Raw genomic sequence first — 19339 nt, 5'->3', positions numbered from 1 at the left:
AAGCTACTCCCCTTTCCCGGTTGTTGACGACGGAATCGTAATGATAATGCTTGTCCCTTCCCCGCTGCGGCTTTGAATGTCAATTCCGGCCGATTTGCCGTATTGGTATTTCAGCGTCCGGATGACGTAGGGCATACCGATTCCCATCCCGCGCCGTTTATGGGCCGAATCGTCCCCCTGCAAAAGCCGCTCTGCCTCTTCCGGAGACATGCCCGCCCCGTTATCGCTCACTTCAATCCGGATATGCCGCCCCTCCCGGCTAATATCGACCCGAATCAAGCCGTCATCGGCGATACCGTGATACAAGGCATTTTCCACCAGCGGCTGCAGCATAAACCGCGGAATGCGAATCTCGAGCTGTTCTTCCGGAACCGAAATGCGAATATCAAAATGGAACTGATATCGGATCTCCTGAAGCGCGATATAATCCTTCAGCGCCTCCAATTCCTCGCGGATCGTGGCCGTCTCGCCTTTGCCCAGATTATAATGGAGCACGCGGTTCAGGGTGGATATCAAGTGGTCGATGTCCTCCTGCCCGTTTAACCTTGCCTGCCAACGGATCGTGTCAAGCGTATTGTGGACGAAATGCGGGTTGATCTGGGAAATCATTTTTTCCACTTCAAGCCGCGATTCATTCCTTTCATTCTCCTTGATATCCTCGATCAATTGAATGACGGTCCCCTTCATTTCATGAAAACACCGGAGCGAATAGTCAAACTCATCCGTTCCCGTTAATTGGAGTTTCCCTTGCGACTGGTTCTGCATCATCAAGCGGATTTCACGGTTAAGCCGGGTAAGCGGCCGCATGACGATTCTCCAAATCAACCAGGCGAAGCCTAAACTGACGAATAAAGATACTACAGCTACCAGTCCAAACTGCATAAACCAATTCAAAATTTCATGCTTATAAGATTTCATCGGGATGACGGCTACAACCCGCCAGCCCTGATTGCTTGCTTCTTCAAACACATATTGGTTTCCATAAACGGAACGGCCGCTTCCTTCCTCTTTCGGATCCAGCTTCATTCCCACCGGAAAAGCCGACGGTTTCTCGCTGTACGCAATCCGGTTGTCCGTATCCACAATGAGGTGGTATACCTCCATGCCGTACTGCATTTTATTAAACACGGTGTCGACCAGGCGGTTATCGGTCTCCATATAGATGTACAATTCCTCAAGATCCGGATAATCGATTTTACGCGTGATGGACATGACCTTCCGGTCAAATTGCGCATTCAGCGTCTGGTGCGGCCCGTAATAAGTCATGTCCTGCAGCTTCGTAAATACCGGCAGCGCGTCGGGGTCGATTCCTTCTCTCACCTGCAAATTGGGAAATAAAATCCGGTTTGTCCCCTGCACGTAATAGAACATCAGCCCTATATTGGGGTTGGTCGATGTCAGCAGATTCATTTCGGTTTCGATTTTTCCTGCCAGACTCTTGCGGTCATACGGATGATCATTAGACATATAGGCGTAAATGTCCTTTCCCACGCGCCCATCAAAAGCAAGATTCTGGGAAGCGTAGTTGAGATTGCCGAGTACATTTTCCAGAGACACCCGGACCTGCTGCAAATTGCTGTGGATTCCGTTCGTAATTTTATTCTCCAAAATGGTGTGCATGGACGTATAAGAAATGATACCGATTAAAAGCAAAGGAATAAACGTGCTGAGCAGAAGTACGTTAACAAGCTTCCGTTTCAGGGAAGTAGGGATAATCATCCGGCGCAAGCGCCGCTGGAGTGAAGACAGCCTGTCCATCTCGCAACAGCCCTTCCAATAGGTTTGTAAAGGTTTTCAAAAACAGCCAAACTGATTTCCTAAATTATAAAGTTATTTCCTGCCTCAGCCTAGCCTTGATGTCACACAAATTTTGAAACCGGCATAACCTTATCTGGATAAAAGCAATCCCCCGAATTCGTTCCGAGGAATGTTACGAAGCGCTGAAGCATGCTAAACAGCACCTCCGGCAGGGTATCATTTCCCGCCAGGAAGGTGCTGTTTGCCACCGAGTGATGTTCGCCTGATTGATGTTCGCCTGATCGATTATACGGAACGAAAAATAAGCGATCAGGAAGCCGAAAACACCTGCTGCCTGAGGCAGTCCGATGTTGGTACTGAGCATATATTACATTATAACCTCACCTAAGAAGTGAACCGTTAGCCTAACCCTTACCCTTGCTTGCGCCCCGATCTGAACATGAGGAAGAACAGATACGGCGCCCCAAGCAATGCGGTGACAATTCCGGACGGAATGTCCCTCGGAATGAGAATGACCCGGCCGATCCAATCCGCAGCGGCCAGCAGGACGGCACCCAGCAGCGCCGAGAGGACCATCGAGCGGCGGTGGTTGGAGCCGGCCAGCATGCGGGCCGCATGAGGAGCGAGCAGGCCGATAAAGCTGACCGTGCCGACAGCCGAGGCGGCAATGGACGCGAGCAGAACGGCGATCACGGAAGCGAGCAGCCGGGTATGGCGAACCTTCAGGCCGAGCCCGATCGAGCTCTCGTCGCGGAAGGCGAGCAGATCCACTTTGCGGCCGAGCCACCAGCCGAGCGGCAGCAGAACGGCGAGCGTCGGAGCCAGGCGGCCGATCTCGGCCCAGCCCCGGCCATAGGTGCTGCCGGCCATCCAGGCGAGCGCCGGTGCGGCGGTCATCTTGGCCTGAATGATCAGAATCTGGATCATGGACGAGCCCGCCGCGGCTACCGCTATGCCGACAAGCGTCAGGATCACCGGGTTAAGCCCCCGCCTCCAGGAGACCGCATAGACGATGGCCGAGGCGGCGATGCCGCCAACCACGGCTCCGACCGGCATCCAGCCGTGGAGCTGCGGCGCGGCGATCAGCACCAGGATCGCCCCGACCCCGGCGCCGCTCGTGACGCCGACGATTTGCGGGTCGGCAAGCGGATTGCGGACCGCGCTCTGCATCAGGCTGCCGCTAACCGCCAGGGCGACTCCGGCCAGACCGGCGGTCAGCAATCGGGGCAGGCGCAGCTCCAACAGAATTTGCCGGGTGAAGTCTTCTCCGCGCCCCGTCAGCACTGCGAACACATCGGATACGGGAATATGCAGCGTCCCGCTCGTCAAGCTGCCGATCCAGACAACGGCCAGCAGCCCGCTGAGCAGCACAATCCATACGGGATAAGATATCCTCGGCTGCCATGCGCCCATCCGGATGGATTGGCCGCCACCGGAGCCGGAGCCTCCCCCGGCTCCCCGCGATACCCGCAGCGCCAGCCAGATAAGCCAGGGGGCGCCAACCGCGGCGGTGACCGCCCCTGCGGGCAGCTCTCCGTAGGCGTTCACGAAGGTGCGGGCTATCGTATCCGAGCCGACCAGAATGGCCGCGCCCCAGACGGCGCTGACCGGGATCAGCCAGGCATGCCGCACCATACCGGAGAGGCGGACCAAATGCGGGGCCAGCAATCCGACGAAGCCGATGGGGCCCACGACGCTGACGCTGACGCAGGCCGCCAATATCGCCATGGCCATGGCCAGAAGCCTCGTCTTTCCAACCTTCTGCCCCAATGATTTTGCCGTTTCTTCATGGAAGGACAGCAAATCCAACTGCCGCGCCGCCAAACTGACGGCAACGATTCCCCCGATGATCCAGGGCCAGCTGAAGAGAACCCCGCTCCAGTCGTTCTGCTTCAACGAGCCTGAACCCCATAGAAACAGGCCCTGCGCCGTTTCTTGATTAAACAGGAGAAGGGCGCTGGTGAGCGAAGAGAACACCAGGGTGACGATCATTCCGGACAACGCAATGCGGATTGGAGTTCCCTGACGCCCACCGGCCATTATATAAACGACCAGCGCCGCGCAAGCACCTCCCAATACAGCGAAGGGAAGCGGGTACGTATGCAGCAGTGCCGGCCAGAATATCGTGCCAAGCACTACAACGAAGTAAGCCCCCGCGTTGACCCCCAGCGTCGTTTCGGAGGCGAGCGGATTCCGCGTTACCGTCTGCATGAGTGCGCCGGAGACGGCAAGCGCCGCCCCCGCCAATATTCCCATCACCGTTCGCGGAAGCCTGACCCCGCGAATCAGGTGGTGATCCGATATATCCTGCGGGAACAACAGCGCTTGGATAACGGAACTCAGCGAGATCTCGGCAAGCCCTTGCGTCAGACTGACGAACGCGATCAACCCTAGAACCACCAAGCCTCCGGCCAGCATCCAGAGCCCTTTCCATGCCCCGGCCTTCCCCTCTCTTAGTGCGAAAGCGGGCTTCGGGCCGGCGTCCCGGGCCATATCTCTTCCGGCCGACATCATTTCGTTAACAATTCGGCGGTTTTTTCAGCCATAATTTGTGCGGACAACGGTCCTCCATACGGCCACATGTCTCCGCCGAGAGCGTAGATTCGGTTTTCCTTGACGAAGTCAAGGCCATTCCATACCGGATTATTCTTCAACTGATTGTCAATGACATTGTCGGTTTCTTGGATGATATGCAGGAAGTTGGCTTCCTGCAGAGCCGGCAGTGCCTCGACATCCGTGAGCGTAAACCCGTACGCCTCGAATTTCGCGGGCTTATACGCATTGGTCAACCCGATATGCTCCAATATTTTGACAGCGGTGGAGTTATCCGTAGATAAACGAAAATCGACCGAGTTCTGGTTGCTGTATGCCATGGCGAGCACAAAAGGCCGCTGATCCATGCCTTTCGCCACGATTTTGGATTTGGCCTCTTCATAGGTCCGGTTCAGATCATTCAGAACCTTGTCCGCCTCCTCCTTTTTCCCCAGCACATCCGCAATTTCCTTGAATGTATCGATCATCACCGAATACTGATCCCCCTGGCCTTCCGCCGGATACGGCTCATAGACAAGAGTGGGAGCAATGCTGCTTAATTCCGCATAGTTTGTTTCCACATTTCTCTTCAATCCGAGAATAAGATCCGGCTTTAATGCCATAATCGCTTCCAGATTGGGAGCCAGACGATCTCCTACATCCACAACTTCCGGAGCAATCTCTACTGGAAGACGTACCCATTTCTTCATATTCTGAATATCCGCAATGCCTACCGGCTGGATGCCCAGCGCCAGCACATCTTCCGCGACGCTCCACTCCAGCGCAACCACTCGCTTGGGTGTACCTGTGACGGGTGTTTCACCCAATGCATGTTTAATGATTCGGACCCCGCCATCGGCTGAACCGGCTTCCGGAGAGGCTGCCGGACTCTGATTCGGAGAAGTTGCCGGTGCCTGTCCCGACGGCTGGCTGCAGGCGGCCGCTAACAGCAGCAGGCTGAGAATAATGACGGTTTTTGGCCATTTAAGAAAACGCATAATTTTATCCCCCAGTATAAGTGTTGTGAAACCGCTGCGGTCCGACTCACAGCTTAGCAGGTCACCGCAGTCCGGATAAAGTTTTTTTGCTAGTTGGTAAATAAGTGCTTGATCAGCTCGCGGTTTCGCTGTTTGAACAGCTCGTTATGCGAAGAAACCATCCCGTACGCCTTCGCCTCCGGGGAGATATACTGCTTCGCTTTGTTAACCGCGTTCGCGGCATCCTGGAAGGCACCTGCTATCAAATGCAGCTTCCCTGCATGATGCAGAATATCGCCGGCGGCATAGATGCCTTCCACCGAAGTTTCGCTCATCGGGCTCCCGGCTATGTAGTATTCATTTTCCATCGCCAGCTTCACTTCGCTGTTCTTAAGCAACCCGTTGTCGCGTTCATATCCGTGATTAATAATGACTTCATCTACCGCCAGCTCGAGCTTCGTCCCATCTTCAACGTGGTTCAGCACAACGGTACCGATCGTTTCGTGATCCGGTGCGGCCACCAGCCTGTCAATCGTTGTATTCAGCAGACAATGGACGGAGCTGTTCAGGAGCCGGGATACTTCGGCTTCATGGCCTTTCAGCATATCTTGCCGATAGGTTAAATAGACTTTCTTAGCGATGGGCTCCAATTCGTTGGCCCAATCCACAGCCGCATTGCCCCCGCCCGAAATTAGAACGGTCTTCCCCCGAAAACGGGCCAGAGATTTCACCGTATAATGCAAATTCGTGACCTCGAATCGTTCCGCCCCTTCAATATTTAACTTTGTCGGTTGTAAAATACCTCCCCCAATGGCGAGAATAACCGTGCGCGAAGCATGCTTTCCCCCGGATGCCGTGTGCAGGATGAAGTGCCCGTTTTCGTCTTTGGAGATGGATATGACTTTCTCGCCAAGCACCACCTCCGGGCCGAAGGTCAGACCTTGCGCCACCATCTGCTCGATGAGCTGCGCGCCGGTCACCGGGGTCAGACCGCCGACATCCCAGATCATTTTCTCCGGATAAACATGCACCTTCCCACCAAGAAAAGGCTGAAATTCAATGATTTTCGTGCTCATCTCCCGCAATCCGCTGTAAAAAGCCGAGAACAGCCCCGCAGGCCCGCCCCCGATAATCGTTACGTCAAACACAGGGTATGTCTCCATCTTTCCGTCTCCTCTTGTTCCAATTTGTTAGCCTTCAATGCTGCCAAGTGATGCAAAGCTGCCCGCCTTATTTTTTTTGCAAATGATACTCATTCTCAATAGATTTCGGAATTATCGCCGTCCTCATAATACGGACAGCGTATTTAGCGTCTTGTTGGAATCAAATATGTAGGCTGGATTAGCTTCTTCTCGCGATTAAGGATTTTTATGCAAATTATGGTCCGGGTTGGCCCGAGCCGCTCCTTAAGCGGACGCTTCTTTGCGTTCCGCCTGCACATACGGCTGCTCATGATGGCCGCCGCCCTCTATCGATGCCAGCTCAAAAGGCAGGCAAAGCGGTACTCCCGTCCTCGGATCCGGAATGATGTCCGCTTCGATGCCGAACACTTCCCTTAGCACTTCCTGCGTCATCACTTCTTCCGGAGCTCCTTCGCTCACAATGCTTCCCTGCTTGATGGCAACCATATGGTGGGCGAATCGGGTGGCATGATTGAGATCGTGAACCACCATGACGATCGTTCGGTCCTGCTCTTCATTGAGACGCTGCAGGAGTTTAAGCACTTCCAATTGATGTGCCATATCGAGGAACGTCGTCGGTTCGTCCAGGAACAGCATATCCGTTCCCTGCGCAAGCGCCATGGCTATCCAGGCCCGCTGTCGCTGGCCCCCGGACAACTGATCCACAGGCCGATCACTGAAGGCGTTCATTCCGGTCACTTGAACCGCCCAGCGAATGATTTCCTTATCCTCTTTCGTAAGCGAGCCGAATCCCTTTTGGTGTGGAAACCGGCCGTAGGATATCAACTCGGATACCGTTAAGCCATCCGGTGCCACCGGATTTTGGGGCAGAATCGCAAGCTGTTTGGCGACGTCTTTGGTAGGCTGGCTGTGAATCGACTTGCCATCCAGATATACAGTTCCCCCATTTGGCTTCATGATTCGCACCATTGTTTTCAGAATCGTCGATTTTCCCGATCCATTCGCTCCGACCAGCGCGGTTATTTTCCCCTCGGGAATGGACAGGTTCAAGTTCTCCACAATCACCCGGTCGGAATAACCGATCGTCAGTTGTTCGGTGTATAAACGTTTCATGGCCACACTCTCCTTGTCAAGCTTCGCAATACAGGCGGACCAGCTTATCTAATTGATAATGATTATCATTATTGATTATTACCATATGCTGCTATCCTTGTCAACAGATCCAGACAATAATTAGCATAAATTTTTTACAGAATATAAGCCGCAAGCAAACAAAAAAACCTGACCTTGTCGTCAGGTTCGTCTTAAATCGTTTGTTCACTAAACAATTTTCTCCGATTCTGTGGAGATTGCAGGTTTCTTATTCCGTTGATTGACGAAATCCGTCTTCATGTTCGGTCACCGTTTCCTGGCCCAGGCTGTTTAAAGCCTTCCAGCAGGAGAGAAATAACCGTCATCGTCTCTTCCAACGGCTGCCCTTCTTCCGGCATTTGCGCCATCCAGAGGGCGGCTTCGTTCATGGCCCCCGAGAGCGCATGGGTTAAAGCCTCGATAGATACAGGCTTCAGGTAGCCCTGCTGCTGCATCCATTGAAGCTGGTCGCGGAGCAGCCGCATAGAGTTCTGCTCATCCATCCTGCGCCAAGCATCCCAGCCAAGGACAGCGGGCCCGTCTATAAGCATTATTCGTTTGTTATGGGGTTCGACAGCAGCCGCAACAAAAGCGCGGCAGCCAAAAATCAACTGCTCCCACACATCCTCGCTCCTGGCTGCCTCTGATTCCACGCGCTCCGCGACTTCGCTTTGCACCGCTTCCAGCACTGCCAGAAATAATCCTTTCTTATTGCCGAAATGATGATAAAGCGCCCCGCGTGTCAGCTTCGCTTCCCGGACAATGTCCTCCAGAGCCGAATCCGTATATCCATATATTGTAAAGTGCTTCCTGGCCGTTTCAATCAGCTTGTGAATCGTTGCATTGGTTTCTTCCTTGTTTCTTCTCACTGTTCCATCTTTCTCCTGTTTATTTGTTTATTTCTTCCACCATCTCTTCGTCCTTGGGATATAGATTTCAGCTTTATGCATTTCTTCGTTAAAGCTTGCGACCACAGCTTGCAGCCGAATGTTCCCCCTCATCCTCCCTACATTAGCCTGTCATCTTCATGGGTCGATACCTTGCCGGCTACCGCTTAAGCCTGTCCATCAGTGTCAAGGCATCCCGATCTCCGGATTTCACCAATGACCTCAACCCGTGACGAACTATCCAGACGTAGTGCTCACCGCCGTTTTTCCCATTCTCACGCACCCATTCCAAGGTAACCTCCTTATAGTCCTTCGTCAAATCATTCAGATGGTTGGCTACCGATTTTCGGACATAGAAGGATGGATCATGGAGCAACGGCTTCAGCAAAGCCAGATTATGGGCGGGGTCGCCATGAATGACGCCAATTCTTCTTGCCCAGGGGAGCCGCGGTCGCGTTCCTTCACTGACCAGTCGGCGGACATGGAGGTTGACATCCTTCGTCCACCGGCCCAAAGTCCGGAAGCATTCATCCGGATAAGCGGCCAGAAATGGGCGTATGGCATATTCGGACGTATGCCGCTTGGTAATTTCGTACAGGGCATTCATGGAAAGTTTATAATGTCCAAGCCCGTACTTTTCCACAAAAAAAGCGACCGGCATCAGAAAGTAGCCATTCTTAAACATCCCCTCCTCCGTTTCATTCTCCGGTCCCAGGATACTTAAGAGGATGCGTAATGACTCCGGGTATTCCCGGGGCAAAGCCTTATGTAATTCATCGGTGATGAGAGCCACCCTTCCCTTAAGCTCGAGCGGTCCGACCTGACGGGCCACGGATTGAACGAAGGTTTCTGTTGGAAAATCCGGATAGTGCGGCCGGATTAGGCTGGCAAGATGATAAGCCAGTTCCTCGCCAAAATAATACTTCAATGCCACCGTATCGCCCATCACTTGACGCCCTCTTCAGCAGATGACCATATCTTCTCCACATATTGGACACTTTCTTGCTCCGACGGCGGAATGATCTTGATCACATCGATTAGAACGCCATTAGGATCACATGTTATAAAATGCCTCTGACCAAATTCTTCGTCCCGAATATCCAGCTCCAGTGGCAGCTTCTCATCCAAAATCAGCCTCTGATATTCCGCGTCCACATCATCCACCTCGAAATTAAGGATTAACCCCTGCGAAACCTTGCGGTATGCTGCCGGTATGGTTGGGTGATAAGCATCCAACAGAGCCAGCTCGAAAGGAACGCTGCCCCGAGTCATTCTTAGACTAACATACCATTCGGCCTCATAGACCTTTTCAAATCCAAAGTAACGGGTATAAAACATCGCACTTGGTGCTACCTTCTCCGTTAGAACGACCGGATAGAAGCTGTTAATTTTCATAATAACGTCCTCCTCGTATTGGAATTAACGAATTCACCTTAACATACATACAGTATGTATGTAAATAATTATTTTTAATTGTTATCAAAAAAATTGTTCTCCCTCCTCATTAAATGGCCAGCAAAAATGGAGAGAATCGCTTCTCTCCATTCATTCCTTCACAGCGTCTGCTATCAGGGATACGAAACCCAGATTTCCTTCCTTGTTCCGATGATCATACCTGTAAGACCTATAAATAAAGCCTCCCTGCGGATCCCACTCACGGTAGTGAAACCGGCCCCCTTCATCGCAGTATTCCAGCAGCCGTACTTTAAACCCGGCTTCCTCGAACATTCGGGTCAAGCTTATATAGGTATGCACAATCTTGTGGCTGGCTGCGGGATGATCCTTGGGGCCCGGCCCTCCAATCTGAACCATATTTTGGTACCATTCATTTTGGAAAAAGCCGTCCGGAACGGCGCATCGAATGTATCCTCCATCGTTCAGGAAGTCATAACAAATCCTCGCAGCCTCTACTCCCTCTTCATACGTAAGATGCTCCCACACATGCTCGGCCAGAATCACATCCGCTTTTCTCGCATCCCCGAAGCTCTGCTCCCAATCGCGCCGTTGAAGTAAATTTAATTCGTCCTCCTGGGTTTGAATCCATCCCGGGTAATTTTGCGACGAAGCCCCGATAATGATCTTTATGGCTTCCGTTGGGGCTACATGAGTGAGATCGATCATAGGCAATCCTCCTTCCTTCCTCAGAAAATGTTGGATATCATCGTTGTTGCCAGTCTGCACTCTTGCCGGCTTTAGAACTTTATTCAAATCAGCCGGAGAAGTCCTGCCGATTTTACAAAGGCGTGAAGCCATGGATTCAATTGGTTTCAATCCGCATTCCCAATTCCTTCAATTCACTCAGCGCTTCCTCCGTATCCCTTTCGGGATTCAACAAGTGGACCGTCTCTTCCGTAATGGGTGAATCCTCATAAAATCTTGTAACGATATCAATCGGAATCGGCATATCGAAGTAAGCTTCTGCCCAATCTGCGTAATCCTCCGCTGTTTCAAAAATCGTCCCCAGCAAAAATCCGGAGCCACCGTCTTCCCCAGGAGGAATATCCACCTCTCCGGTCCTCCAGACAGTGTCTTGGTTCTCACGCCATATGCAGAAGGTGACTTCTTCTTTCTCCAGTTCTTCCGCTTCCAATAAGGACAGCAGTGAAGCGGGGACCTCTTCGTAAATTCCCAGCCAAACCTCATATTCATCGCCGGCATGCGGACTTAACGCAGATTCGTGATCGAATCCTTTGATAATCGTGCCATCCTCCGTAAATAACGCAAACAAATGATCACCTGCACCGTTATCGATTTTCGCAAGCGTAACGCCCGGTGCCCATTGCGGGATATAGTGGTGGTATCGAAGCCATTCCTCCGGACACAGGATCAAGTCCAGAGCCGCCGCAACAAGCAGCCGTTTCCTCAGTACTTCGGGTGTAGCGAGCGATTTCAAATCTATCATATGATTGATTATCCTCCTTCTTCTTCAGCTGACCGGATGGTCCATCTCCCGATGGCTCCAGAGGCGCTGATCTTCCCAATCTTTATCATGCGCACCCACGAAGCTCCTAAGTTCCAGCAAGGGACCTTCAGCCTCCTTCATGCAGCCCCGCCTTTGCGACAGCGGGGGAGTTTTCCATAAGAGTATACCTTTGCCTCTATTGTTTTGCCGAGAAATACTCTTTTTCCAGAATAGAGAAATAAAATTGATCCGTCCAACGGTTATTCCAAAAAAGCTCTTCCTTAAAAACGGCTTCTTTAGTCATGCCGACATGTTCCATAAGTGCCGCTGAACGAGTATTGTTGGAATTGCACATACCAACGACTTTATGGGCTTGCAACTGTTCGAAGGCAAAGGTCAGTAAAAGCCCGGCCGCTTCCCTTCCATAACCATGCCCCCAATATTCGGGAAGCAGGGCAAACCCTATTTCCCAGCTCTTTCTATATTCGCTGTAGCTCCAAATTTGTGCCAATCCGATAGGCGTATTCCCCGTATCCTTGACTAGCCTTATAATAAAATCGTAGCTTGTCGCTTCATCGGCATCATTGATTTTTTGCAAATATTGTTCCTTAACCGCCTCTTCATCCGACTCTACTTCTTCTTCATAATGCCATAACTCTTCATCGCATTCTATCCTGCATATAAAATTCAAATCATGAACGGTCACTTTATCAAGGACCACTTGCTTTCCGATGATCTCCATGAAACATATCTCCTTTTTACTATAGGCCCCCTGCCGATAAATGATCATATCCGAATTTATTCCATATAGGTGGGCCAAGTCCTATGCAAGTATATTAAACTATTCTATCTTTCATTAGTAGTCCAAAAATGATTATATTCCGGCTTCCGCACGAAATTCTTTCCCTAGCCCAATCGGGCTTATTATGGTTTCTCGCTGCCTCCTGATTTAAGGGGGTACAGGTAAGAAGGACTAGAGCGACGATCTTACTGAAGCTAAATGAAATTCCTTCCGCAAATGTTGGAAGTACAAAAAAACCCGCAAATCATGCGGGTTTAACTCTTGCTGTATGCCCTTATCTTCTATTCCCCCGGCAATTTGGACGGCTCGCTGCCGAACCATTTCTTATACAAGGCTGCGTAAGTTCCGTCTTTGACGACGGCTTCAATCCCGAGATTAACCCTCCCGATGTATTGATTTCGCTTCTTGGATACGACGCCATAGCTTTCTTTGTTCAGCACTTCCCCTACTATTTTCACTTTGCCGTCCCCGGATTTTTGTATAAAATCATGGGCATTGCGCTCGTCGAAAACTACAGCGTCTACCTTTTTATCCTTCAATTGATCGTAAGCTTCGGTAATGGAAGGGAAGCCTCTGATTTCCTTGATTCCCTTAATATCGCCGGTATAGGTATACGCCGTCGAACCGAGCCTGGTCGCTACCACCTTTCCTGCCAGATCATCCTCGGTTTTGATCGTTTCGTTGTCCGAAGCCGTGAGAATGACCAGCCCGGTCTGAAAATAAGGGTCGGAAAAGGCAAATTTCTCCTTACGTGCGTTGTTGATCGTCATCCCGGCGATAGCAAGATCGACTTTGCCGGATTTAACCGCTTCATTTAATTCCCGGTAATCCATCGGAATCAGCTCGTACTTCAGGTTCGCTTTCTCGGCGATAGCTTGCCATAGCTCTACCTCGAACCCTTTGCCTTCCCCTGCTTCCGTATAAGTGAACGGACGGAAGTTGCTCTCTATCCCGACTTTGACCGAATTGTTGGTCGTACATCCTGCCGACAGGATCATCAGCAGTAGAAAAAAGCCGTAAAGCCCCCGCTTGCCAAGCATTCCAACACTCATCGCCTTTTACCCTCCTTGCTTAGTAAACATAGGTATTATTTGTTAATCGCTGGAAGGTTATGCACTATTCCTCTGACCAAACTCCATTTCGGGGGAATATGACTTGAGCAAAAAAAACAGCCCGGATACTGTAGAAACAGCATCGGGCGGTAAGCATATGTTTTATTCATTCTCTCAGCAAAGTTGGAATTAGCCTGTCGTTGTCCCCGTATATCTGGCCGTTAATTGTTCAATTTTTTCATTCAGCTCTGCCAGAGAAGCGTGATGTTCCGATGTAACCGGCAGCAGCGGCAGCCGGGGTTGACCGGTCTCGATGCCCCGCAGGCTCAAAATATACTTACAAGCTCCATATAAGGACGGGTAGCTCAGCAACTTCTTGATGATCTCGTTGATTTGATTCTGAAGCACCCGGGCCGCTTCAATTTGATTTGCCTCATAGTAACGGTTAAGCGTGCAGAAGAGCTCCGGCATGACGCCGTAAGTGCCCCCGATCCCTCCATCCGCTCCCATAATCCTCCCGGCCAGAAACTGCTCATCCGGCCCGTTAAATACAAGGAAGTGTTCTCCACCGGCCGCTTTGAATTGCTGTAACTCGAACGTGCTTTCTCCGGACATTTTCACGCCGATGACCTTATCCTGTTCAGCCATCCTTCTAAGCAAATTCATCGTCAGTTTGAACCCTGTCGTTTGGGGAATATTGTAAATAATGAACGGCAGGGAGGTGCTGTCGATCATCTGCTGCCAATGTGCTTCCACGGCCTTCTCCGATAGCCGGTAGTAAATTGCGGGGATGGCGGACACGGCATCCGCACCGCATTGCTCGGCATGCTTGCACAGCTCGACACTGTCCCGCGTGGAATTGGCACCGACATGGACGATTACGGTTAATTCTCCTTTAACCTCTTCCATGACCGCCTCCACCACCTGCCTTCTTTCGGCTACGCTTTGCAAAATTCCTTCCCCGGAGCTGCCTCCAACGTACAAGCCCCGGATGCCGGTCGTTACATAATACCGCGCAAGCTTCTTCACTCTGGCCAAATCAACATTTCCGGCTTCGTCATACGCGGAATACATGGCCACGTAGATGCCTGCAAACTTCGATGCCCAATCCATCTCCATCATCCTCTCATTCCTTTTCTTGGACAGAATAGGCACGCCGTGCCGTCTTCGACCGCGTCCGCTGTTAACCAAACCGGGCTCTTTTACAGCTACACGGCAATTTTGTAAACAATCTTACTCACCGGCTGCCCGCTTGCTTCCTTATCTGATTCATGGGCTCCGACCAAATGAGCATCCTCGGGAAAGCACAAGAGAAAGTGCCCCTTCTCTAAATAACCGCTGAATTTACAGGTCGCCGTCACTTCGCCGAAATAGATATCCGCTTCGGTGTCATAAGCCGTTGAATTGCTCAAGCAGTCAACAGGGGCGATCTCCACATATTCTTTACCTTCCAGAACAACGTGTATATCGATAAACCGTTTATGGGCCTCGTATCTTTTTTCTTCCTTGGGAACCGTGGTAAAAACGATCGTATTTTTCCGGAAGCCTGCCCCTTCTGCGAATTCCCCGTGCAGGTTGCACAGCATGTCCCGGATGGCTCCCATTAAACCCGGATGATCGAATCGATATAATCCGGCATTCGCGATTTTGTCATAAATCATTGAGCGGCAGCCTCTCGTCCGGTAATTTCTATGACGCTTACCTTCCTGTCTTCGGCAAGCGACAGAGTCAGGGCATCTGCCGTCGCAATGGAAGCTCTGGCGGCGGTTCCGTCCAGCAGCGGCTTGAATTCTTCCTCGACTTCCGCACCTTGCATAATGCTGTGGAAATAGGCCATTTCCTTCTTCATTATGCTGTTAAGCCACATCGGAGGCGTTAGACTAGGTTTGCCATAGGCGATCGCCCCGTCCGTTTCCAGCCCTTTATAAATCCGGGTGCGGTCTTCGTCCTCCTCCTTCGATTCATGTAACAGGAACCTCTCTTCTCCCTCCGGTGTCTTCAGAACAACCTTGACATCCTGCAAATCGATCAAGATAGCTCCCAAGTTACCCTGGATTTTGACATAATGATCGCTCCATCTGAAGGCGGAGCCGTATTGCAGCGTCGCAAAGCGCTTGTTAGGGAACTCCAGCGAAATGAACAGCATATCCTCCTCATCGCCAAACTGCTCTCCCTGATGAGCAACATTTCCGCCTGTCATGCAAACTCTCTCCGCAGGTCCCATCAGAAACTGAATAAAATCCAGCTCATGGATATGGTGGTACAGATGGCCCCCCGAGATTTTCCGGATTTTCTTCCAGCTAATCTCCGGCTGCGCCTCCTCCCAACCATTCCGTTCGGCGTGGCAGAACAGAATTTCTCCGATTTTGCCTTCGTTAATCAATCTTTTGGCAGTCCGTACCCCATTCATAAAGTTCATGACATGACCGGCCATGAAGATAAGCCCCTTCTCCTTTGTTCTGCGGATCATTTCGCTGCAATCTTGATAGGACAGAGCAATGGGCTTCTCACAGAACACATGCTTGCCATGATCGGCTGCACACAAAACGGGCTCCTTATGGTAACCGTTTGGCGATGCGACGATGACCGCATGCACATCCGGCCTGCTGCACAGAGATTCTATGCTGGGCTCAATATCGCAATTCAATTCCTCGGCTAACGGTTCGGCATTAGCGGGATCATAAACCGCTACGACCCTTGCGCTTTCCAATTGATGAAGGATTCTTGCCAGACCCGCACCGAAATAACCTGTACCTACGACAGCATAATTAACTGTATTCATTTATAATGACTCCTTCCAGAATGACAAATTTACTTTACAGATCCTTCCGCCAAACCGCCGGCGATCTTCTTCTGTATCAGCATGAAGAACACAACCGAAGGCAGGATGACAATGACGGATGCCGCCATCATTTCTCCCCAATCGAGAATTTCCGAACCTGTCAAGGAATATAAAGCTACGGAAATCGGCATTTTTTCCGAGCTGTTAATAAGCAATAGAGCAAACAAAAATTCGTTCCAGGTGTTTATAAAAGTATAAATGGCAGTGGCAACTACGCCCGGTGCGACAACCGGCAGGACCACCTGGAGAAAAACCCGCAGCTTCCCTGCTCCATCAACCCTCGCCGCTTCCTCGATCTCGAGCGGAACCGTTTGGAAAAATCCGATAAGCATCCATATAGCGTACGGAATCGAAAAGGAAAGATACGTAATAACCAGACCGGTCCATGTGTTCACCAATCCTATCTTGATGATGATAATGGAATAGGGAACAGCAAGCAGAATCGGCGGAAACATGTACGTCGTAATTAACAGCTTGGTCATTTTCTTGCCAGTCCTTGGAAAGAACCGTACGATTCCGTAAGCCCCCAAGGAGGAAACGACAATCGTAATTAACGTCGCACATAATGAAACTATTAGACTGTTTTTGATATTCGTTGTGAAATTCAAATTGTTCAGCACTCTGCTGTAGTACTCAAACGTCAGTTCTTGCGGGAAGAACGACAGAGGGTGGCTGGCCATTTCCCCGGACGATTTGAACGAGGACAGAATGATCCAGATCAGGGGAAAGACGGCTGCGACAGCCAAAATTGAAAGAAAAAGATACAGCAACACTAGAGTAAATTTATTTTTATTTACACCGGCCATCATCGATCCTCCCTTTCCCATTTATTGAGCAGTCTGAAGTACAGCAAGCAGACAGCCAACAAGAACAGCAGCAGGATAACGGTTATCGCCGACGCCACTCCAAGCTGTTTCAGCCCCCACCCCGCCTTGTAAGCGAAGATAGGCAGCGTAGTCGTCAAGTCGGAGGGGCCTCCGCCGGTCAGCAGGTACAGGAGATCAAAGTTGTTGAATACCCAGATCGTCCTTAGCACCAGAAGCAATCCGATCACTCCCCGGATGTGGCGGATCGTAATCGCCCAGAACGACTGCCAGGCGGTCGCTCCGTCCATCAGAGCCGCTTCATACTGCTCCATCGGAATCGTCTTGAGCGCTGACAGAATGTTCACCATGAACAGCGGTGCTCCGAACCATATATTTATGAAGACGACGGCGCCGAATACGAACGCCGGATCAGCCAACAAATTCATATTCTGGTCCGTTATCCCGACTAACGTCAATAAATTCGGAACAAATCCATACACATCGTTAAAAATCCACTTCCATGAAAAAGCGATGACGATCGCCGGGAAAGCCCATGGAATAATAAGCAGCGTGCGGAAAAACCCCGGAAATTTGGGGATCTTGTTAAGCGCCAATGCCGCGGCAAAGCCTACTAATAATTGACCCGCTATGGACAGGACCGTCCATTTGATTGAATTAAGAAAGGCTCTATAGAAGTCCGCATTGGTAAGAACAAATTTAAAATTGTCGAGCCATACCCAGGAATAATTCAGTTTGATCAAGTTTTTAGACGTGAAGCTGAAATAAATACTTGAAAATATAGGATAAATTAACAATAGAATGACGATTAATATGGCAGGGAGGACAAAAAGCAGCCCTGTCACGTTCCATCTTTTCGCTTTTCCACCACTGGAAATCATCGATGTCACTCCTTCTTTGAAGGCTATTTCAAACAATCTCTCCTTCCTAAGCAAAGCTTAGTTAACCGTTGAACAAGTCTGTCTGCTCGATAGACTTCTGGATCTCCTCAAAAAATAGGGGGGACTTCCCCCTATTTTCAGTTGGCTAATTGAAATAAGTCATTAAGCTCTTTTTCCGCTTTCTGTGCCGCTTCTTCCACTGGCACGTTCTTCAGCACAACGTCCTGGAACATCTTCTCGATAATACCTTGGCTGGTAATAATTCCAGATTGCAGCGTCGGTTTGTACTCCATGCCAATCGCTGTCCCCTGATCGACAGCATCGCTGATTACTTTCACCGCGTGGCTGAATTTCTGGATCGTCGGTTCATTCAGGAATTCGGGAGCTTCCGCAATATCCTTCATGGCCGGCAGCATTCCTGCAGGAACCGAATGCAGAAACTTGATATACCTTTCCTTCTCGTACAAGCTTTCCACGAACGCCTTGGCAATTTCGGGATGCTTGCTGTTTTTCCATACAACCATCGGAATGTTGGATGTTTCTATGCCTTGGGCCGGGTCTTCCGCATTTACTTTCGGTATCGGAGCCGCATCGATTTTGTCCAACAGTTGCGGAGAGTTCGTTTCTACGCCGCCGATCTGGAAACCGCTGTTAAAGTCGAAGGCTGTTTTACCCTGGTAGTACAGAGTGGCCTGATCCAGCACCTTGAAATTGACGGAGCCGTTCGGAGAAGCTGCTTTATACATTTTGACCCAGTAATTAATACCGTCGATCGCCGCCTTGCTCGTCAGATTCGCCTTGCCGTCCTCCGTAATCAGAGTATCTCCGGCCGAGCGGACATACAGGTTCAGGAAGCGTGTCGCCATCATATCTCCCAGCCCCATCGGAACGGATAACCCGTAAACGTCCGGCGGATTGTTAATTTTGGTTGCAGCTTCATACAGCTCGTCCCATGTTTGCGGAACCTGCAAATTCGCCTGCTCCAATAAATCCTTGCGGTACCACATCACCTGGGCATGCGAGTATAGCGGGATGGAATAATTCTGCCCATCCAGATCCCCTTCTTTCAGAGGAGCTTCATAGAAGCGGTCCCGACCGATATGATCGATCACGTCATTAAGCGGAAGGATAGCGTCGGCATCCATCATCTCTACGACATGATTCGGCAATGCCGTGCTGACATCCGGAACTTGTCCCGACAGCAGGCCTGTCGTCCACTTCGTGTAAAACTCAGGCCATGCGAAGGTTTCGATCGTAATTTTAACCCCCGGATGCTCATCCATAAACGATTGCGCGGCTTCCCGCATGAAATCGTTTCTTGCCCCCTGGGTAAAAGAATGCCATAGCACGATTTCGCCTTTTAAAGCTCCATCGTCACCGGCTGCCGGCTGCTCCGCATTTTTGCCGCAGGCCGTCGTCAAGAGAACCATGGCGGCTGTCAATATAAGCGGCAGTTTTCTTTTCATGTGCAGTGACCCCTCTCTGTAATCAAATAATGCTACTGCTTCACACACGGATTACCCTTGAAGAATGCGGTGCAAACGGCCTGTCCCTCCCTCAATCAGTATCCGCTTACACCATATTCAATATACGGTATTGAAGTGTGCTT

General features: G+C 50.7%; 18 protein-coding genes. All 18 read right to left on the bottom strand.

The window, feature by feature from the left end:
• Positions 1 to 3: 3 nt before the first annotated feature.
• Positions 4 to 1758: a sensor histidine kinase gene (locus tag ACTHRH_RS18260; RefSeq protein ID WP_379286272.1), complete on the bottom strand. Its 1755-nt coding sequence runs from the start codon at positions 1756 to 1758 to the stop codon at positions 4 to 6.
• Positions 1759 to 2169: 411 nt separating this feature from the next.
• On the bottom strand, positions 2170 to 4269 hold the full coding sequence (gene fhuB / locus ACTHRH_RS18255; protein ID WP_440416929.1) for a Fe(3+)-hydroxamate ABC transporter permease FhuB: 2100 nt from the start codon (positions 4267 to 4269) through the stop codon (positions 2170 to 2172).
• The gene (locus tag ACTHRH_RS18250; RefSeq protein ID WP_144933807.1) at positions 4269 to 5288 is read right to left on the bottom strand and encodes an ABC transporter substrate-binding protein; all 1020 of its coding nucleotides are present in this window, start codon (positions 5286 to 5288) and stop codon (positions 4269 to 4271) included. Before ACTHRH_RS18250 ends, fhuB begins: the two co-directional genes overlap by 1 nt.
• 89 nt (positions 5289 to 5377) lie before the next feature.
• Positions 5378 to 6430, bottom strand: a complete 1053-nt coding sequence (locus tag ACTHRH_RS18245; RefSeq protein ID WP_440416911.1) for an NAD(P)/FAD-dependent oxidoreductase — start codon at positions 6428 to 6430, stop codon at positions 5378 to 5380.
• Between the two features lie 243 nt (positions 6431 to 6673).
• The gene (locus tag ACTHRH_RS18240; RefSeq protein WP_144933809.1) at positions 6674 to 7522 is read right to left on the bottom strand and encodes an ABC transporter ATP-binding protein; all 849 of its coding nucleotides are present in this window, start codon (positions 7520 to 7522) and stop codon (positions 6674 to 6676) included.
• Positions 7523 to 7797: 275 nt separating this feature from the next.
• Positions 7798 to 8409 carry a TetR/AcrR family transcriptional regulator gene (locus ACTHRH_RS18235; protein WP_144933810.1) on the bottom strand — a complete coding sequence of 204 codons (612 nt, stop codon included), beginning with the start codon at positions 8407 to 8409 and terminating at the stop codon, positions 7798 to 7800.
• 178 nt (positions 8410 to 8587) lie between these two features.
• The gene (locus ACTHRH_RS18230; RefSeq protein WP_144933863.1) at positions 8588 to 9373 is read right to left on the bottom strand and encodes a DNA alkylation repair protein; all 786 of its coding nucleotides are present in this window, start codon (positions 9371 to 9373) and stop codon (positions 8588 to 8590) included.
• Positions 9373 to 9822 (bottom strand): VOC family protein, encoded by a 450-nt coding sequence (locus ACTHRH_RS18225; protein WP_144933811.1) that lies wholly within the window; start codon positions 9820 to 9822, stop codon positions 9373 to 9375. Before ACTHRH_RS18225 ends, ACTHRH_RS18230 begins: the two co-directional genes overlap by 1 nt.
• A 150-nt stretch (positions 9823 to 9972) precedes the next feature.
• Positions 9973 to 10548 carry a class I SAM-dependent methyltransferase gene (locus tag ACTHRH_RS18220; protein WP_144933812.1) on the bottom strand — a complete coding sequence of 192 codons (576 nt, stop codon included), beginning with the start codon at positions 10546 to 10548 and terminating at the stop codon, positions 9973 to 9975.
• A 136-nt stretch (positions 10549 to 10684) separates the two neighbouring features.
• Positions 10685 to 11329 carry a hypothetical protein gene (locus tag ACTHRH_RS18215; RefSeq protein ID WP_440416907.1) on the bottom strand — a complete coding sequence of 215 codons (645 nt, stop codon included), beginning with the start codon at positions 11327 to 11329 and terminating at the stop codon, positions 10685 to 10687.
• Between the two features lie 196 nt (positions 11330 to 11525).
• Positions 11526 to 12071, bottom strand: a complete 546-nt coding sequence (locus tag ACTHRH_RS18210) for a GNAT family N-acetyltransferase (protein WP_144933814.1) — start codon at positions 12069 to 12071, stop codon at positions 11526 to 11528.
• 341 nt (positions 12072 to 12412) lie between these two features.
• On the bottom strand, positions 12413 to 13183 hold the full coding sequence (locus tag ACTHRH_RS18205) for a transporter substrate-binding domain-containing protein (protein ID WP_144933815.1): 771 nt from the start codon (positions 13181 to 13183) through the stop codon (positions 12413 to 12415).
• A gap of 189 nt (positions 13184 to 13372) precedes the next feature.
• Positions 13373 to 14296, bottom strand: a complete 924-nt coding sequence (locus ACTHRH_RS18200; protein ID WP_144933816.1) for a dihydrodipicolinate synthase family protein — start codon at positions 14294 to 14296, stop codon at positions 13373 to 13375.
• A 95-nt stretch (positions 14297 to 14391) separates the two neighbouring features.
• Positions 14392 to 14844 carry a YhcH/YjgK/YiaL family protein gene (locus tag ACTHRH_RS18195; RefSeq protein WP_144933817.1) on the bottom strand — a complete coding sequence of 151 codons (453 nt, stop codon included), beginning with the start codon at positions 14842 to 14844 and terminating at the stop codon, positions 14392 to 14394.
• Positions 14841 to 15965, bottom strand: a complete 1125-nt coding sequence (locus ACTHRH_RS18190; RefSeq protein WP_144933818.1) for a Gfo/Idh/MocA family protein — start codon at positions 15963 to 15965, stop codon at positions 14841 to 14843. The genes ACTHRH_RS18195 and ACTHRH_RS18190 overlap by 4 nt, the downstream gene beginning before the upstream one ends.
• Before the next feature lie 29 nt (positions 15966 to 15994).
• Positions 15995 to 16831, bottom strand: coding sequence for a carbohydrate ABC transporter permease (locus tag ACTHRH_RS18185; protein ID WP_222126605.1), 837 nt, complete (start codon positions 16829 to 16831; stop codon positions 15995 to 15997).
• Positions 16831 to 17730, bottom strand: a complete 900-nt coding sequence (locus ACTHRH_RS18180; RefSeq protein WP_144933820.1) for a carbohydrate ABC transporter permease — start codon at positions 17728 to 17730, stop codon at positions 16831 to 16833. The genes ACTHRH_RS18185 and ACTHRH_RS18180 overlap by 1 nt, the downstream gene beginning before the upstream one ends.
• Before the next feature lie 137 nt (positions 17731 to 17867).
• Positions 17868 to 19196 (bottom strand): ABC transporter substrate-binding protein, encoded by a 1329-nt coding sequence (locus ACTHRH_RS18175; RefSeq protein ID WP_144933821.1) that lies wholly within the window; start codon positions 19194 to 19196, stop codon positions 17868 to 17870.
• Positions 19197 to 19339 lie beyond the last annotated feature (143 nt).

The sequence above is a fragment of the Paenibacillus sp. SAFN-117 genome (assembly GCF_051966115.1).
GTDB classification, from domain to species: Bacteria; Bacillota; Bacilli; order Paenibacillales; family NBRC-103111; genus Paenibacillus_L; species Paenibacillus_L residui.
Note: the sequence above shows the minus strand (reverse complement) of the source record. Positions and strands in the feature narration are given on the sequence as shown.

Coding starts and splice junctions, on each gene's coding strand:
- ACTHRH_RS18260 (WP_379286272.1), bottom strand. CDS start 1,758: ATGGACAGGCTGTCTTCACTCCAGCGGCGCTTGCGCCGGATGATTATC.
- fhuB (WP_440416929.1), bottom strand. CDS start 4,269: ATGTCGGCCGGAAGAGATATGGCCCGGGACGCCGGCCCGAAGCCCGCT.
- ACTHRH_RS18250 (WP_144933807.1), bottom strand. CDS start 5,288: ATGCGTTTTCTTAAATGGCCAAAAACCGTCATTATTCTCAGCCTGCTG.
- ACTHRH_RS18245 (WP_440416911.1), bottom strand. CDS start 6,430: ATGGAGACATACCCTGTGTTTGACGTAACGATTATCGGGGGCGGGCCT.
- ACTHRH_RS18240 (WP_144933809.1), bottom strand. CDS start 7,522: ATGAAACGTTTATACACCGAACAACTGACGATCGGTTATTCCGACCGG.
- ACTHRH_RS18230 (WP_144933863.1), bottom strand. CDS start 9,373: ATGGGCGATACGGTGGCATTGAAGTATTATTTTGGCGAGGAACTGGCT.
- ACTHRH_RS18225 (WP_144933811.1), bottom strand. CDS start 9,822: ATGAAAATTAACAGCTTCTATCCGGTCGTTCTAACGGAGAAGGTAGCA.
- ACTHRH_RS18220 (WP_144933812.1), bottom strand. CDS start 10,548: ATGATCGATCTCACTCATGTAGCCCCAACGGAAGCCATAAAGATCATT.
- ACTHRH_RS18215 (WP_440416907.1), bottom strand. CDS start 11,329: ATGATAGATTTGAAATCGCTCGCTACACCCGAAGTACTGAGGAAACGG.
- ACTHRH_RS18210 (WP_144933814.1), bottom strand. CDS start 12,071: ATGGAGATCATCGGAAAGCAAGTGGTCCTTGATAAAGTGACCGTTCAT.
- ACTHRH_RS18205 (WP_144933815.1), bottom strand. CDS start 13,183: ATGAGTGTTGGAATGCTTGGCAAGCGGGGGCTTTACGGCTTTTTTCTA.
- ACTHRH_RS18200 (WP_144933816.1), bottom strand. CDS start 14,296: ATGGATTGGGCATCGAAGTTTGCAGGCATCTACGTGGCCATGTATTCC.
- ACTHRH_RS18195 (WP_144933817.1), bottom strand. CDS start 14,844: ATGATTTATGACAAAATCGCGAATGCCGGATTATATCGATTCGATCAT.
- ACTHRH_RS18190 (WP_144933818.1), bottom strand. CDS start 15,965: ATGAATACAGTTAATTATGCTGTCGTAGGTACAGGTTATTTCGGTGCG.
- ACTHRH_RS18185 (WP_222126605.1), bottom strand. CDS start 16,831: ATGGCCGGTGTAAATAAAAATAAATTTACTCTAGTGTTGCTGTATCTT.
- ACTHRH_RS18180 (WP_144933820.1), bottom strand. CDS start 17,730: ATGATTTCCAGTGGTGGAAAAGCGAAAAGATGGAACGTGACAGGGCTG.
- ACTHRH_RS18175 (WP_144933821.1), bottom strand. CDS start 19,196: ATGAAAAGAAAACTGCCGCTTATATTGACAGCCGCCATGGTTCTCTTG.